This is a genomic window from Paramesorhizobium endophyticum, from assembly GCF_014640615.1.
Lineage (GTDB): Bacteria > Pseudomonadota > Alphaproteobacteria > Rhizobiales > Rhizobiaceae > Paramesorhizobium > Paramesorhizobium endophyticum.
The window spans coordinates 75,098-90,286 of the sequence record NZ_BMHH01000003.1; the positions used below are offsets into that span (position 1 = coordinate 75,098).

Here is a 15,189-nt window from a genome sequence, read left to right on the forward strand (position 1 = left end):
AAGGTATAATATGTCCATCACCGTTCGTTTCGCCCCGTCGCCGACGGGTTACATCCATATCGGCAATACGCGCACGGCGCTGTTCAACTGGCTGTTCGCGCTGAAAAACGATGGCCGGTTCATCCTTCGTTTCGACGATACGGATGTCGAGCGCTCCAAGACCGAATATGCGCAGGCTATAGCGCGCGATCTCGAATGGCTCGGCATCGCACCCGCCCGCGTGGAATATCAGTCGAAGCGCTTCGCCATTTACGACGCCGCGGTGGAGAAGCTCAAAAAGGCGAGGCTGCTTTATCCCTGCTATGAGACGGCGGAAGAGCTGGAACGCCGGCGCAAGCTTCGCCTGACGCGCCGGCTGCCGCCGGTCTATGGCCGCGAGGCGCTGAAGCTGACCGATGCAGAGCGGGCGGCCTTGGAGGCGGAGGGCCGCAAGCCGCATTGGCGCTTCCTGCTGCCGAATTTCAAGACCGACCCGTTTTCACCAGAGCGCACGGAGGTGCATTGGGACGATCTGGTGCGCGGACCGCAGACCGTCGATCTTGCCTCGATGTCCGACCCGGTGCTGGTGCGCGAGGACGGGACCTATCTCTATACGCTGCCGTCCGTCGCCGACGATATCGACATGGGCATCACGCATATCATACGAGGCGATGACCACGTCACCAACACGGGCGCGCAGATCGCGCTGTTCCGCGCATTGGGCGCGGAGCCGCCTGAATTCGGGCACCACAACCTCCTGACGACCATCTCGGGCGAGGGGCTTTCCAAGCGCTCGGGTGCGCTTTCGGTCGGCTCGCTGCGCGAGGCGGGCTATGAGCCGATGGCGATCGCCTCGCTGGCCGTGCTGATCGGCACGTCAGAGAATGTCGTGGCAGCTCCGGATATGGCTGCGCTGGCTGGGCATTTCGACCCGGCTGCGACCTCCAAATCATCCGCCAAATTCGATCCTGCCGAACTCGACACGCTCAACCGCGCGCTCATCCATACGCTTTCGTTCGAGGACGTGGCGGCGCGGCTTGCGGCGCTGGGGATCGAGGGCGACAAGGCGGAGGCCTTCTGGCTTGCCGTGCGCGGCAATCTCGACCGGGTGAGCGACGCCGCGCAGTGGTGGCGGATCGTTCATGACGGTCCGGAGACCGCGCCGGACCTTTCGCTTGAAGATCGCGATTTCGTGCGGGAAGCGTTCGATCTCCTGCCGCCCGAGCCGTGGGATCGCGAGACCTGGAAGGTCTGGACCGGCGCGGTGAAGGATAAGACCGGACGCAAGGGTAAGGCCCTGTTCATGCCGCTGCGCCTCGCGCTCACCGGGCTTCACTCCGGCCCGGAGCTCGCAGACCTTTTGCCTCTTGCTGGTCGGGAAAGAACGTTGGCCCGACGACCCTGACCCTTGCCCCGCTCGCGCTGGATATTGCGCCGGGATCCTTTTCCGTGAGCCTGATCAGGTCCTCCCGGTTAAGGCCGCCCTCGGTGTTGAGCACCGTTTCTGGATCGGCCGCGGGGTCGGGACGCGGGCGTGGGATGCCGATGAAGGGTGACATCTTGGCCGCAGCTGCATCGTCCTTGCGGCTGTCTTCGCTGGGCGCGCTCTTGCTCAGAAGGTCCTGGGTTCCCTCGACGGGCTGGCTCTGGCGCGTCGCCGCCTGGCAGCTGCAACTGGGCGTCGCCGCCAGCTTGCGGTAATTGAAGGCCGTCGGCAGGTCCGTATAAGGCGTATCGTTCTCGGCGGAGACCATGTCCTCGGAATCCGCGTCCTTGACGTTGTGATAATAGAGCTTCACCTCGGTTCCGGGGCACATGGCGGAGCAGGCGCTTTCGTCCCGGGGAAAGAATTTCTTGTTGGTGGAAAACGAGATGGGGAAATAATAACCATCACAAGTGCGGACGCACAGGGTGCGGAGGCCGCCCTTGACATTATAGGCCTTCAGCGGCTCCGCGCCTTCATTGGTCGCCGCCACCTTTTCCATGCTCGGCTTGACGGGTTCGCGCTCGCGCTCCCTGTCCCCGGCACTTTCCCTCACGCGCGCCTGCTGACGCTCGCGGGCGCGCTCCTGTTCGCGTTCTTTTTTGAGGCGAAGAGCGGCCTTGCTGCGGGTGCGTTTCGTCGGCGCATAGGCGGTATCGGGAAAATAGGTTTCTTCCTGGATTTGGCGCCGTTGATTGAGCGTCCGGGTGAAGGTTCTTTGGGAGCGTCTCGAGCTCGTGCAATCATAGGCTTCGAGCGCGGCCATGATGCGCCTGCGTTCCGCCGGCGAGCCGGAGGAGGAGGTGCCATATCTCGCCGCCTGTTTCGCCTGCGCAATCTCGGCCTGCAGCCGCGACACTTCCGCGTTCCGGCCCATGCATTCCGGCGAATAGTTGGGCTGGCTGAACAATCCCCGCACGCAGCCATCATAGCGCGCCCATGCGCGGGCTCGTTTCAACTCATCCTGCAACTGCCTGATGTCCGGGACGTAGGAACTCCGGCCGCGGCTGCTGGAAAGGAAAGCCAATTGCCGCTGCAGTTTTACGCATACGGCGGAGGCCGCCTCACCCTCGCGCACCGATGCGGCAAGGGAGGCGATCGTCAGGCTCGCCACGGCAATCAGGAGAAAAAATCTGGTCATCACATCCATCACACCCTGTTTCGGTAAACCCGGCGGTTGTACTTCACCGCCTTTATGCCCGCTCAGGCTCTCCGCCCGTGGCAAGGCCTTATGCTCTTCCGAAATAGCGAGGCTGGATGTTTGTAATTTTCCCCGGTTGCTCGCCCCGAATTCGTGCTCCCGAATAAAAGGTAAATACAAATGGTTAATATTTGGTTAACATAAGTATTTTTAGGTAATAATAGTTAAATATAATGTGCAGTTAGATGTATCGCCGATCGTTGCGCTACCTCACCGGGATGGCCGGTGAGGTAGATGTAAAGCGGGTTCAGCCTTCCAGCTTCTGAGACGCTTCCACAACCGCCAGCGCGGTCATGTTGACGATGCCGCGCGAGGTGACTGAGGGCGTCAGGATATGGGCGGGGCGGGCAGCGCCGAGGAGGATCGGGCCGACGTGGAGGGCGTCGGTCACGCTTTTCACCACCGTCAGCGTGATGTTGGCGGCGTCGAGGTTCGGGAAGACCAGTAGATTGGCTTCTCCGGTCAGCCTTGAGGCCGGGAAGGCGCGCTCGCGCAGGGCTTGCGACAGGGCGGCGTCGCCATGCATTTCCCCGTCCACTTCGAGATCCGGGTGAAGCTCGCCAAGGATGGCTGTGGCGCAGCGCATCTTTTCGGCGCTTTCGGAATCCTTCGAGCCGAAATTGGAGTGCGAAAGCAGGGCGGCCTTGGGCTCGATGCCGAAGCGGCGGATTTCATTGGCGGCGAGCACCGTCATCTCAGCGATCTCCTCCGCGCAAGGATCGACGCTGACATATGTGTCGGTCAGGAAGAGCGTGCCGCGCTGGGAGATGAGCAGGCTAAGGGCGGAGAAGTTACGCAGGCCCGGCGCCTTGCCGATGATCTGCTTCACAAGACGCAGATGGCGCTCGAAACGGCCTTCAAGGCCGCAGATCATTGCATCCGCCTCGTCGCGCATGACGGCCAGCGCCGCGATGGCGGTAGAATTGGTGCGAACGATGGTGCGCGCCGTCTCCGGCGTCACGCCCTGCCTGCCGGTGAATGTCAGGAACAGATCGACATAATCGCGGTAGCGCGGATCGTCCTCGGGGTTGATCAGCTGGAAATCCTCGCCGGCGCGGATCTTGAGGCCGTAGCGCTTGAGCCGGGTTTCCACCACTTGCGGGCGGCCAATCAGCGTTGGGATGGCAATGCCTTCCTCGATGACAACCTGGGCGGCGCGCAGCACACGCTCGTCTTCACCGTCTGCATAGATGACGCGCTTCTTTTCCGCGCTGCGGGCAGCTGTGAAAACGGGCTTCATGACGAGACCCGAGCGGAAGACGAAGCGGTTCAGCCGGTCGAAATAGGCCTCCATATCCTCGATTGGCCTGACGGCAACACCCGTTTCCATCGCGGCCAGGGCGACGGCTGGGGCGATGCGCAGGATCAGGCGCGGATCGAAGGGCGACGGGATGAGATGGTCGGGGCCGAAGATCGGCGTCTCGCCGGAATAGGCGCGGGCAACCACGTCAGACGGCTCCTCGCGGGCGAGCGCTGCAATCGCGCGGACAGCGGCGAGCTTCATCTCTTCGTTGATGGCGGTCGCGCCGACATCGAGCGCGCCGCGGAAAATATAGGGGAAGCAGAGGACGTTGTTGACCTGGTTCGGATAATCGGAGCGTCCGGTGCAGATCATCGCGTCAGGGCGGGCGCGGCGCGCCATTTCCGGCATGATCTCCGGCGTCGGGTTGGCGAGCGCCATGATGAGCGGCTGCGGGGCCATCTGCTGCAGGAGTTCCGGCTTGAGAACGCCGGCGGCGGAGAGGCCGAGGAACACGTCTGCGCCGCCGATGACATCGGCGAGCATGCGGGCGTCTGTTTTCTGGGCATAGACGGCTTTCCAGCGGTCCATCAGTGCAGTGCGGCCTTCATAGACCACGCCTTCGATATCGCAGACCCAGATGTTTTCGCGCTTCGCGCCGAGCTTGACGAGCAGATTGAGGCAGGCAAGAGCCGCCGCGCCCGCGCCTGACGCGACGATCTTGGCGGAGGCGATGTCCTTGCCGGCAAGCTCCAGCCCGTTGAGGATCGCAGCGGCGACGATGATGGCTGTGCCGTGCTGGTCGTCATGGAAGACGGGAATCGCCATGCGGGCGCGCAACTGCTCTTCCACCTCGAAACATTCCGGAGCCTTGATGTCCTCCAGATTGATGCCGCCGAAGGTGGGTTCCAGCGCGGCCACCACCGCGACCATCTGGTCGATGGTCGTTGCGTCGATCTCGATGTCGAACACGTCGATATCGGCGAATTTCTTGAACAGAACCGCCTTGCCTTCCATCACAGGCTTGGAGGCGAGGGGACCGATATTGCCGAGGCCCAGCACGGCGGTGCCATTGGAAATAACCGCGACGAGATTGCTGCGCGCCGTATATTCGGCGGCGGTGGCAGGGTCGGCATGGATGGCGAGGCAGGGCGCGGCGACGCCGGGGGAATAGGCGAGCGCGAGGTCGCGCTGGTTGCCGAGCGGCTTGGTCGGCTGGATTTCCAGCTTGCCGGGCTTGGGATAGCGGTGGAAGAACAGCGCCGCTTCATCGAAATCGGAAAGGGCGGGTTTAACGGGTTTGCTCATTTTATTCGCTTCCGGTCAAAAGGCGCTGGGATAGGCGCCGCCGTCGATGATCAGATTCTGGCCGGTTATATAACCGGCCTGGGCGGAACAGAGAAAGGCGCAGGCCTGCCCGAATTCCCCGGGCTGCCCGAAGCGGTGGGCGGGAATCTCGTTCATGCGCATTTGCGCGGCTTCGTCCGGGGCTATGCCTGCCTTTTCGGCTCCGAAGCGGATGCCGCTGCGCAGGCGATCCGTATCGAAGGCGCCGGGGAGGATATTGTTGATCGTCACATTGTCCTTGGCGACCGTGCGGGCGACGCCGGCGAGGAAGGATGTGAGTCCCGCCCGGGCGCCGGAGGAAAGATCAAGGCCGGGGATGGGCTTGTAGACCGAAGTGGAGGTGATGTTGACGATGCGGCCGAACCGGCGCGCGACCATGCCATCGATCACCGCCTTGATGAGTTCCAGCGGGGTGACCATGTTCTGCGTCACGCCGTCAAGAATCGCCTGGCGGTCGAGCTCGCGGAAATCGCGGTGCGGCGGGCCGCCATTGTTGTTGACGAGGATATCGGGCTCGGGGCAGGCGGCGAGCAAGGCCCTCTGGCCTTCGGGCGTCGAGACATCGGCCACCACCGCCGTCACCGATACGCCAAAGCGGCGCAGTTCCTGAGCCGTGGCCTCGAGCACAGACACATCGCGGCCATTGATGACAAGATCGCACCCGGCTTCCGCAAGCGCCTCGGCGCAAGCCTTGCCCAGTCCTCTGCTCGATGCGCAGACGATGGCCTTGCGGCCCTTGAGTCCCAAATCCATGGCAATGCACTCCTTGTTACAGGCTTCATAGGCCAAAGAGCGCGCTTTGCAAATAAACCCATGCGTTCGTTTTGCCGCATGTCTGGTATTGGGGGCTGTTTTTTGGTGGACGAAATCGAAGCTGCCGGCAGGATACAGTCCAACTTGCCTAGTCGTTGCGCCGCTTGACGGCGATGGCTTCCCGGGCGGCGTTATAGAGGATTTCATAGTCATAGAATGGCTGGACGCCGCGGCTGGCTCCGGTGTCGATATGCATGGCCGGGCAATGCATCTGCCGCTCCAGCGGCTCCTCGGGGCAGTTGGGAATACGCCCGTCGACCAGTCGTGAATTCCTGCCGCCGGGACGCCCGACACGTTCCAGCGCCACGGGATGAAAACCGGCAATGTCGCGTTCGTCCGGGTTGATGATCAGGCGTCCCGGAGCGCGCTGTCCGGGCTTCGGCAGGATGACGATCCAGCGCCGGTCGCCGTGCATTGCCGTCCGGCAGGACATGCGCAGATATCGGTACTTCGAAGCGCTTTGCGGCAACGGCCGGAAAAGGCCAGAGCATGAGGGCGGCAGCGATAATCACCATCAGGCGCGTGAATTTCCAGCGAACCGAAGCATTCATCTTGCGCCACTCTCGAAGCAATTGGCTTTATTCTAGGGCGTTTTAGGAGCGGGCCAATGGGGAAGCCCATTACGCAAGGCGGCGAATAGGTGTAAATGGAGCCGTCCAAAGGCGGGATTCCCGCTCCATCCTTATCCGCGCGCGGTCCGGTCCCACCGGGCCGCGCCGCTTTGAATCAGGCATTATCCGTGAGCAGTTCAGTCTCCGTGAACCAAGAGGTTCAGTCGTCATCGCAGCTTAACGCCTTCCAGCTCACGCTCGTCATTCTGGCGCTGGCTTGCGGCGGTTTTGGAATCGGAACCGGTGAATTCGCGATCATGGGGCTTCTGCCCGATGTGGCGCGCGGTTTCGGCGTCACCCTGCCGGAAGCGGGCCATGCCATCAGCGCCTATGCGCTGGGCGTTGTGATTGGCGCGCCCATCATCGCCATGATCGGAGCGGGGCGCTCGCGCCGGACATTGTTGCTGGTCCTGATGGGGCTGTTTGCGGCCGGAAACCTGCTCAGCGCCATCGCTCCGTCCTTCTCCACCTTCATCATCCTGCGCTTCGTTACCGGCTTGCCGCATGGGGCCTATTTCGGCGTTGCCGCGCTGGTGGCCGCTTCGCTGGTGCCGATGGACAGGCGCGCGAGGGCCGTTGGCTATGTGATGCTGGGCCTTACCGTCGCGACCCTTGTCGGCACGCCGGCAATGGCGCTGTTCGGTCAGATCCTCGACTGGCGCGTCATGTTCTTCACGGTGGGCGCGATCGGCATCGTCACCATCGTACTGCTGTTCCTCTATCTGCCGCGTGACACCAGCCAAGGGCGCGCCGGGGTTCTGCGGGAGCTCGCCGCCTTTACCCATCCGCAGGTGCTTTTGACCCTGGCGGTTGCGGCGAGCGGTTTTGGCGGGATGTTTGCGATCTTCAGCTATATCGCGGCCACGGCGACGGAAGTGGCGGCCATGCCGGTGGCGATGGTTCCTGTCATCATGGCGCTGTTCGGTCTGGGCATGAATGCCGGCAATCTCGTCGGCACGCGCTTTGCCGACCGCTCGCTGATGGGCACGATCTTCGGCATGCTGCTGTTCAATGTCGTCGTGATGACCTTCTTCGGCCTGACCGCGTCGAGCCCCATTCTGCTGTCGCTCGCTGTCTTCCTCGTGGGCTGCACCTTCGCGGCGGGCCCGGCCATCCAGACCCGGCTCATGGATGTGGCGCGGGATGGCCAGACGCTCGCCGCCGCCTCCATGCATTCGGCCTTCAACATCGCCAATGCGCTCGGCGCCTGGCTGGGTGGCCTGGTGATCGCGCATGGATATGGTTACGCCGCCACCGGCTATGTCGGCGCTGCCCTGTCCGTGCTGGGGCTGGGTGTTTTCGCCGTTTCCTATGCCTTGGATAAGAGAAGCCGGGGGGCTTGATCTCGCCTTATTGCCGCGCAGCAATCGCAGCTGCCGCGCCGCCGATGCACAGGGCTGCGCCGCGATTCAGGATTTTCAGCGCTTTCGGAGACTGGAAGCTGCGCCGGGCGCGGGCGCCGACCAGCGCAAAAGGATATTGCGTAACCGTCAGAATCACGGCGCTCAGCGCCATGAGCGTGAAGGCATCGGACCATTGCAGAGCGGCGATGTCGATGACCGTGGGCAGGATCGACACGTAGAAGAGAACCGATTTTGGGTTGCCGACCGTGATGAGAATTCCGGATAGCAGGCTGCTTCCATTGCGCTGCGCGATTGCCGGCCCGGCTTCTTCCACTTCCGGCCTGGCCTGCCAGAACTGCACGGCGAGGAAACAGAGATAGGCGACGCCAGCCCATTTAATGACGATGAGCAAACCGGTGAAGACCTCTGCGACGTAGGCAAGCCCCGCCAGCGCCATCGCCAGATAAAGGAGGTCGCCGATCACCATGCCTGCGGTCAGCCAGGCGGCCGGTTTATAGCCAAAACGAACCGACTGGGCGACGATGGCGACAATTTGCGGCCCCGGAATGATCGCGGCGATTGCAAGAGCGGTGGAAAAAGCAACGAACCCTGAGAGTATCACGCATAACTCCTGCGCATTGAATTTCGAGCCCCTCCTCGATAGGTTTGCGGTACTTTCAATCGCGCTGGAAAGCAAGGCGGGCGAGGGGCCCAAAACGCGCCGTCATACGCCTGTGACATGAATCGGCTTTTAGTCATGCCAAATATTGAGCCATCACAAGACGGACGGAGTTGGAGATGGGCAAGCAGGCGGATGACGAAGCGAAGAAATACCGCACCTTGTTCATCTCGGATGTGCATCTGGGGTCGAAGGGCGCGAAGGCGGAATTTCTGCTTGATTTCCTGCGCTTTCACGACGCGGAGACCATCTATCTCGTCGGCGACATTGTCGATGGATGGCGCTTGCGGCGCAATTGGCATTGGCCGCAGGAGCATAATGACGTGGTGCAGAAGCTGCTGCGCAAGAGCCGCAAGGGCGCCAGCATCACCTATATCGCCGGCAATCACGACGAATTCCTGCGCGATTTTCAGGGCACGCATTTCGGTGGCATCGAGGTGATGGACCGCACGATCCACGAAACCGCGGATGGACGCAAATTCCTGGTCATCCATGGCGACCAGTTCGATGTGGTGGTGCGCAATGCGCGCTTCATCGCCTATCTCGGCGACTGGGCCTATGATGCGGCCATCGCCTTCAACACCGTCATGAACAAGGTACGTCGCCTCCTTGGCCTGCGCTATTGGTCGTTCTCGCAATGGGCGAAGTTCCGCGTCAAGAAGGCGGTCAATTTCATCGGCGCGTTTCAGGATATCGTCTCGGAAGAGGCGCGGCGCACGGGTGTGGATGGCGTCATCTGCGGCCATATCCACCACGCGACGATCGAGACCATCGGCGGCGTCGAATATATCAACACCGGCGATTGGGTGGAAAGCTGCACGGCGGTGGCCGAACATTTCGACGGGACGATGGAGCTCATTTCGTGGACGCATCTCATCGGCGAGAAGGCCGGGTTCGCGCCGGTCATCGATCTCCAGGATCGCCGTCCGGCGGCGCGGTCCCTGCCAAGGCCGGCAAACGTGGCTTGATGAAGCGTCTCGTCATCGTCACCGACGCCTGGCATCCGCAGGTGAACGGCGTCGTCCGGACGCTCACCCATATGCGCGACCTGATGACGGCGCGCGGCTATGCGGTGACGATCCTCTCGCCAGCAGATTACCGCTCGGTTCCTTGCCCGACTTATCCGGAAATCCGGCTGGCGCTGACGCATCCTGCCGCTGTGCGGGCCGCGCTCGCCAAGCTCCAGCCGGCCTATGTGCATATTGCGACCGAAGGGCCGCTTGGGATCATGGCCCGGCGCGCCTGCCTCAGGAATGGCTGGCATTTCACCACGAGCTTTCACACCCGTTTTCCGGAATATCTTTCCGAGCGTTTTCCGGTGGTGCCGCTGTCGCTGACTTATGGCTTCCTGCGCCGCTTCCATAATGCGGCTGCATGCACGCTGGTGCCGACGCCTTCGATCCGGGACGAGCTTGCCGCGCGGGGCTTCACGCATCTCAAGATCTGGACGCGGGGTGTGGATCGCACCTTGTTCAAGCCGCGCGCGCGGGTCGATCTAGGTTTGCCGCATCCAGTCTTTCTCTGCGTCGGGCGTGTCGCGCCGGAAAAGAACCTGCCGGCCTTCCTCTCGCTCGACTTGCCGGGCACGAAGCTGGTGGTGGGTGATGGGCCGGTGCTTGAGGAACTGAAGCAGCGCTTTCCTGATGCCGTCTATGTCGGCAAGAAGGAGGGCAAGGAACTCGCCCGCTATTATGCGGGGTCGGATGTGTTCGTATTTCCCAGCCGCACCGACACTTTCGGGCTGGTGCTGCTGGAGGCGATAGCCAGCGGCCTGCCGGTGGCGGCCTATCCGGTGCCCGGCTCGAAGGACGTGATCGGCGCGACCGGGGCAGGGGTGCTGTCGGAAGATTTGCGCGAAGCCTGTCTCGCGGCGCTGGAAATGGGGCGGGTCGATCCCGATACCGCGCTCAAGGATTTCACCTGGGAACACTGCGCCGATATTTTCGAGAGCGTCCTGACGCCGGTGGCGGAAACAAGTGAGATAGTGGGTAGTGAGGTCGTGAGGTAGGGATTTTGTCCCGCTACTCACTACCTCACTATTCCCTATTTCACTTTTAAAACTGCTTCCCGATCAGCCCGTCCACCGACTGCCGGTTTGCGCCGCGGATGACGAAGAAGAACAGGATGGCCGTCCAGAGGATGGATTTCTCGGCGCCGGAAAAGCCCTGGCCCTGCACGCCCCAATGGAACCAGATGGTGACGAGGAGCACGATCGTCGCGGCGAAGGCGGCTGGGCGGGTCAGAAGGCCGATGGCGATGAGGATGCCGCCGAAGAACTCCGTGGCGGAGAGCAGCGGCGACCAGAAGGCGCCGGGGTAGAAGCCGAGGCTCTCCACCATGCCGCTTGCGCCGAACGGATTCATGATCTTGCCATAGCCATGGGTCACCAACGCGCCGCCGCCGATGACGCGCAGCAAGGTTTCGGCGAAGGTGTGCAGCGACGAATAAATGCCGCCGAGGGCCGGAATGAAAAGTCTCTGGTTATCTGTATGATGGTTCACGGGTGTTTCCTTAAAAAGTGAATCAGCGTCGCCATCCATGCAACGCGACGATCAATAAAACATGACAACAGGCGCCAAGTAAAATTATTTTGATGAGCAGGAGCTTAAATGGCATTACCCTGGCCGTATTTATGAGTGCAAACGAAATCCGTTTGGCTGCGATGTGCTAAAAGTCTCGATCAGAATCGAAAGACTCTATAAGAACAAGAATATGTTGACCGATGCCGCGGACGAAACAAGCGCCGCTCCCGATACGACACCCAGGATCGAGGTGACGCATTCCGCCGCCGGCGCGACGATTGCGCTCAGCGGGCGCTGGACGTCGCACAGCGTCCATCTGGTCGATGCCGCGATGCGAAAGCTGCAGGACGAACGGGACGTTTCGAGCGCAACCATAGATTTGGCTCACGTCGTCGGTCTGGACACCGCAGGCGCATGGCTGATCGAGCGGCTGAGCCACGCATTGCGGGCGCGCGACATTCAAGTGAAACTGCACGGACGGCGCGAGGCATGGCGGCCGTTGCTGGATGCGGTCGGCGAGGCGGTTGGCCGCGAAGGCCAGGACAGACCGCCGAAGCCGCCATTCTTCGTCATCCGCATTCTCGCCGCGCTGGGCAAGCTCACCTGGTCCGCCTGGGACGATTTCCTGATGGCGATGCATATTCTGGGCGCGACCATTCGCGGCTCCCAGATGAAGCTGGGGCGCGGCAATGGCATCAGCTTCGCGCCTATCGTCACCCAGCTCGACCGCATGGGCGTTGGGGCGGTGCCGGTCGTGGTGCTGATGTCGACGATCGTCGGCGGCATCATAGCCCAGCAGGGCGCGTTTCAATTGCGCTATTTCGGCGCGGAAATCTTCGTCATCGATCTGGTCGGCATTCTGGTGCTGCGCGAACTCGGCGTGCTCCTGACCGCGATCATGGTGGCGGGGCGCTCGGGCAGCGCCATCACCGCCGAGATCGGGTCGATGAAAATGCGCGAGGAGACGGACGCACTCACCGTCATCGGGCTCAATCCCGTCGGCGTCCTCGTCTTTCCCCGGCTGGTGGCGCTGGTCATAGCCTTGCCGCTTTTGACCATTGTCGCGGATCTGGCGGCGCTCGTCGGCGCGGGTTTCGTGGTGGCGACCTATTCGCATATCCCGCCCGCCGCCTTTCTGGAGCGCCTGCGCGATGCTGTCGATTTTTCCACCATCCTGGCCGGCCTCATCAAGGCGCCCTTCATGGCGATGATCATCGGCATCATGGCCTCGGTGGAGGGCATGAAAGTGAAGGGCAGCGCTGAATCGCTCGGGCGGCGCGTGACCGCCTCCGTCGTGAAATCGATCTTTGTCGTCATCGTCGTGGACGGGCTGTTCGCGATGTTCTATGCGGCAATCAACTTTTAGGCGGGACGGATGGCGCAAGCGATGACAACCGAGCGGGAGGAAGCGGATTACGCCGCCGAGCCGGTGATTTCCGTGCGCGACGTTACCGTCTCGTTCGGCAGCCAGACCGTGCTCGACAAGCTTTCGCTCGATGTCTATCCCGGTGAAATCCTCGGCTTCATCGGGCCATCTGGTGCGGGCAAATCGGTGCTGATGCGCACGATTCTGGGCCTCAACCGGAAATCCTCGGGCGAAATACGCATCTTCGGCTATGATATCGACGCGGTTACCGACATCGAAAAGATGGAGATCGACATGCGCATGGGCGTGCTGTTCCAGCACGGCGCATTGTTCTCCGCCCTGAACGTGCTGGAGAATATCCAGGTGCCGATGCGCGAATATCTCGACCTTTCGCCGCGGCTGATGGACGAGCTGGCGCGGCTGAAGATCGATCTGGTCGGCTTGCCGCAGAATGCGGCGGAGAAGCTTCCGTCCGAACTGTCAGGCGGCATGATCAAGCGCGCGGCGCTGGCGAGGGCGCTGGCGCTCGATCCGGATATCGTCTTCCTCGATGAGCCGACATCCGGGCTGGACCCAATCGGCGCGGCGGAATTCGACGAACTGATCGCCAATTTGCGTGATACGATGGGGCTGACGGTCTTCATGGTGACACACGACCTCGACAGCCTCTTCTCCGTCTGCGACCGCATCGCGGTGCTGGGCAAGAAGCGGGTCCTGGTCGATGGCACCATAGAGGATATGCTGAAGGTTGATGATGCATGGGTGAAGGCGTATTTTCGCGGCAAGCGCGCGCGCCAGATCGATCCGTCCGCGCAGACGCGGCGGCGGGCGGAAGCCCACGGCAGATAAAATGAAAGCCACTGGATAAGATATGGAAACCAAGGCCAATTACGTTCTGGTGGGGATTTTCACGCTGCTGGTGTGCCTGGCAGCGTTCGCCTTCGTCTATTGGGTGGCCCGCTATGGAGAGAACCGCGATACCGCTCCGCTCGAAATCCGCATTCCGGGCTCGGTCAGCGGGCTTTCCATCGGCAGCCCGGTCATGTTCAACGGCATCAAGGTGGGTGACGTGCGCAGGCTCACGCTCGATCCCACCAACCCGAACAATGTGATCGTGGCGACGGAAGTCAATCGCACGACGCCGGTCACCCGCTCGACGAGGGCGCAGCTTGGCATATTGAGCCTCGCGGGGCAGGCTTATGTGGAATTGAAGGGTGGCAGCCGCAACGAGCCAAACCTCCTGGAAGAGGCGGAAAAGGGCGGCCAGGTGGCGCTGATCAATGGCGATCCCTCCGCCGTAACCAATCTTCTGGAAACGGCGCAGGATATTGCCGCCAAGACCAACAATGTGCTCGACGGACTGGAAAGCTTCATCAAGGATGTGCGCCAGCCTCTGACGCAAACGGTGGAGAACACCAAGACCTTTACCGACGCGCTCGCCAAGAATTCCAAGATGCTCGACGATCTGGCAGACAGTACCGGCGACGTGCAGCAGATCGTCAAGGATGCCCGGGAGATGATGGCCCGGCTCAACAAGGCTTCGGCGCGGGCTGACAGCGTCATGCAGAAAGTCGATGCGCTTGTTTCCGACAATGGCAAGGACAGCGTCGTGGCGCAGACCAGGGCGACGCTCCAGTCCATCCAGCGCACATCCGATACGCTCAATACGCGGCTCGGTCCCATTGCCGACAATCTGCAGCGGTTTTCGGGGCAGGGCTTGCGCGATGTGCAGGCGCTCGTCACCGACAGCCGCCGCTCCGTCCAGCGCATAGAACAGGCAATCACCGATCTCGAGCGCGACCCGCAGCGGCTGATTTTCGGTGGACAGGGCAATGTCCCTCAATATGACGCGCGTAACCGGCGTTGATCCCGTTGCGATGCCGTGAGATGAAGTGAGCGTGAAAGGGGCAGGTTGCACGTGAGGATGTTTCGACAAACCGGGCGTTTCGCCGGCGTGATGTTGCTGGCCGTGACTGTCGCTTCCTGCGGCACGGTCCCGCTCGACACGTTCAATCTTAACGCTTCCCGGCCCGTGGTGGCGGCGAAGAGCCGCAAGAATGTGCAAATTCTGATCCAGAACCCGGCGGCGCTCAAGGCGCTGGACGGCCAGAACATCGTCGTCAACACCTCGCCCGACGAGATCGAATATCTGAAGGGCGCGCAATGGGGCGACCGGCTGCCGAACATCGTGCAGTCGCGCCTGGTGCAGGCGTTCGACAATACCGGCCTTCTGGGCGGCGTCGGGCGTCCCGGCGACGGCCTCGCCATCGATTACCAGATCATCACCGATATCCGCACCTTCGGCGTCGATGCCTTCAAGGGAACGCCGATGGCGATCGTCGAGATCGGGGCCAAGGTGATGAACGACAAAAATGGCGAAGTCCGCGCCACCCGCGTCTTCACCGCCTCCGTGCCGGTCAACGGAACCGGCAATGCCGCCTATGTGCAAGCGCTCAATGCCGCCTTCGACAAGGTGTCAGGCGAAATCGTCAACTGGACGCTGTCGGTGATTTGACGGTTGCCGGGCCGCTGGAAGCGGTCATGCTAGATTGAAAGCTCGGTGCGCGAATATGGTAAGCGCGTGACGAGGGACGTGATGACCGAT

General features: G+C 62.0%; 14 protein-coding genes. 8 read left to right on the forward strand and 6 right to left on the reverse strand.

Annotation, left to right across the window (positions count from 1 at the left end; genetic code table 11):
* Positions 1-10: 10 nt before the first annotated feature.
* Positions 11-1,384: a glutamate--tRNA ligase gene (gene gltX, locus IEX53_RS04750; protein WP_188821987.1), complete on the forward strand. Its 1,374-nt coding sequence runs from the start codon at positions 11-13 to the stop codon at positions 1,382-1,384.
* On the opposite strand, the gene IEX53_RS04755 is transcribed toward gltX, so the two are convergent.
* The 4 genes from IEX53_RS04755 to IEX53_RS04770 all read right to left on the reverse strand — a co-directional run bounded on the left by IEX53_RS04755 (position 1,302) and on the right by IEX53_RS04770 (position 6,496).
* Positions 1,302-2,603: a DUF2865 domain-containing protein gene (locus tag IEX53_RS04755; RefSeq protein ID WP_188821989.1), complete on the reverse strand. Its 1,302-nt coding sequence runs from the start codon at positions 2,601-2,603 to the stop codon at positions 1,302-1,304. The genes gltX and IEX53_RS04755 overlap by 83 nt on opposite strands.
* A gap of 307 nt (positions 2,604-2,910) precedes the next feature.
* Positions 2,911-5,211, reverse strand: coding sequence for an NADP-dependent malic enzyme (locus tag IEX53_RS04760; RefSeq protein WP_188821991.1), 2,301 nt, complete (start codon positions 5,209-5,211; stop codon positions 2,911-2,913).
* A gap of 15 nt (positions 5,212-5,226) precedes the next feature.
* Positions 5,227-6,003: an SDR family oxidoreductase gene (locus tag IEX53_RS04765; RefSeq protein WP_188821992.1), complete on the reverse strand. Its 777-nt coding sequence runs from the start codon at positions 6,001-6,003 to the stop codon at positions 5,227-5,229.
* 148 nt (positions 6,004-6,151) lie between these two features.
* Positions 6,152-6,496, reverse strand: a complete 345-nt coding sequence (locus IEX53_RS04770; RefSeq protein WP_188821994.1) for a hypothetical protein — start codon at positions 6,494-6,496, stop codon at positions 6,152-6,154.
* Positions 6,497-6,820: 324 nt separating this feature from the next.
* On the opposite strand from IEX53_RS04770, the gene IEX53_RS04775 reads away from it, so the two are divergent.
* Positions 6,821-8,017 carry an MFS transporter gene (locus IEX53_RS04775; protein ID WP_236016041.1) on the forward strand — a complete coding sequence of 399 codons (1,197 nt, stop codon included), beginning with the start codon at positions 6,821-6,823 and terminating at the stop codon, positions 8,015-8,017.
* A 7-nt stretch (positions 8,018-8,024) separates the two neighbouring features.
* Here the strand turns inward: IEX53_RS04775 and IEX53_RS04780 are convergent, their stop codons facing one another.
* Positions 8,025-8,639, reverse strand: a complete 615-nt coding sequence (locus IEX53_RS04780; RefSeq protein ID WP_188821998.1) for a LysE family translocator — start codon at positions 8,637-8,639, stop codon at positions 8,025-8,027.
* Positions 8,640-8,815: 176 nt separating this feature from the next.
* Between IEX53_RS04780 and IEX53_RS04785 the strand changes: the two genes are divergently transcribed.
* Both IEX53_RS04785 and IEX53_RS04790 read left to right on the forward strand, forming a co-directional pair.
* On the forward strand, positions 8,816-9,664 hold the full coding sequence (locus IEX53_RS04785) for a UDP-2,3-diacylglucosamine diphosphatase (protein WP_188821999.1): 849 nt from the start codon (positions 8,816-8,818) through the stop codon (positions 9,662-9,664).
* Positions 9,664-10,704, forward strand: coding sequence for a glycosyltransferase family 4 protein (locus IEX53_RS04790; protein ID WP_188822436.1), 1,041 nt, complete (start codon positions 9,664-9,666; stop codon positions 10,702-10,704). The genes IEX53_RS04785 and IEX53_RS04790 overlap by 1 nt, the downstream gene beginning before the upstream one ends.
* A 46-nt stretch (positions 10,705-10,750) precedes the next feature.
* Here IEX53_RS04790 and IEX53_RS04795 read toward each other — a convergent pair whose 3' ends face one another.
* A complete protein-coding gene (locus tag IEX53_RS04795) occupies positions 10,751-11,197 on the reverse strand; it encodes a DoxX family protein (protein ID WP_236016042.1) in 447 nt (148 codons plus the stop codon).
* Positions 11,198-11,408: 211 nt separating this feature from the next.
* Between IEX53_RS04795 and IEX53_RS04800 the strand changes: the two genes are divergently transcribed.
* The 4 genes from IEX53_RS04800 to IEX53_RS04815 are packed head-to-tail and all read left to right on the forward strand — an operon-like array spanning position 11,409 to position 15,099.
* The gene (locus tag IEX53_RS04800; RefSeq protein WP_188822003.1) at positions 11,409-12,584 is read left to right on the forward strand and encodes an ABC transporter permease; all 1,176 of its coding nucleotides are present in this window, start codon (positions 11,409-11,411) and stop codon (positions 12,582-12,584) included.
* A 9-nt stretch (positions 12,585-12,593) separates the two neighbouring features.
* A complete protein-coding gene (locus IEX53_RS04805; protein ID WP_188822004.1) occupies positions 12,594-13,433 on the forward strand; it encodes an ABC transporter ATP-binding protein in 840 nt (279 codons plus the stop codon).
* 22 nt (positions 13,434-13,455) lie between these two features.
* Entirely contained in the window at positions 13,456-14,451 is a 996-nt protein-coding gene (locus tag IEX53_RS04810) for an MlaD family protein (protein ID WP_188822006.1), read from the forward strand.
* A 57-nt stretch (positions 14,452-14,508) separates the two neighbouring features.
* On the forward strand, positions 14,509-15,099 hold the full coding sequence (locus IEX53_RS04815) for an ABC-type transport auxiliary lipoprotein family protein (RefSeq protein ID WP_188822008.1): 591 nt from the start codon (positions 14,509-14,511) through the stop codon (positions 15,097-15,099).
* The last annotated feature ends 90 nt before the right edge of the window (positions 15,100-15,189 follow it).

Excerpts from the sequence above, each read along its gene's own strand:
- gltX (WP_188821987.1), top strand. The coding sequence starts at position 11 with ATGTCCATCACCGTTCGTTTCGCCCCGTCGCCGACGGGTTACATCCAT.
- IEX53_RS04755 (WP_188821989.1), bottom strand. The coding sequence starts at position 2,603 with ATGACCAGATTTTTTCTCCTGATTGCCGTGGCGAGCCTGACGATCGCC.
- IEX53_RS04760 (WP_188821991.1), bottom strand. The coding sequence starts at position 5,211 with ATGAGCAAACCCGTTAAACCCGCCCTTTCCGATTTCGATGAAGCGGCG.
- IEX53_RS04765 (WP_188821992.1), bottom strand. The coding sequence starts at position 6,003 with ATGGATTTGGGACTCAAGGGCCGCAAGGCCATCGTCTGCGCATCGAGC.
- IEX53_RS04770 (WP_188821994.1), bottom strand. The coding sequence starts at position 6,496 with ATGTCCTGCCGGACGGCAATGCACGGCGACCGGCGCTGGATCGTCATC.
- IEX53_RS04785 (WP_188821999.1), top strand. The coding sequence starts at position 8,816 with ATGGGCAAGCAGGCGGATGACGAAGCGAAGAAATACCGCACCTTGTTC.
- IEX53_RS04790 (WP_188822436.1), top strand. The coding sequence starts at position 9,664 with ATGAAGCGTCTCGTCATCGTCACCGACGCCTGGCATCCGCAGGTGAAC.
- IEX53_RS04800 (WP_188822003.1), top strand. The coding sequence starts at position 11,409 with ATGTTGACCGATGCCGCGGACGAAACAAGCGCCGCTCCCGATACGACA.
- IEX53_RS04805 (WP_188822004.1), top strand. The coding sequence starts at position 12,594 with ATGGCGCAAGCGATGACAACCGAGCGGGAGGAAGCGGATTACGCCGCC.
- IEX53_RS04810 (WP_188822006.1), top strand. The coding sequence starts at position 13,456 with ATGGAAACCAAGGCCAATTACGTTCTGGTGGGGATTTTCACGCTGCTG.
- IEX53_RS04815 (WP_188822008.1), top strand. The coding sequence starts at position 14,509 with ATGTTTCGACAAACCGGGCGTTTCGCCGGCGTGATGTTGCTGGCCGTG.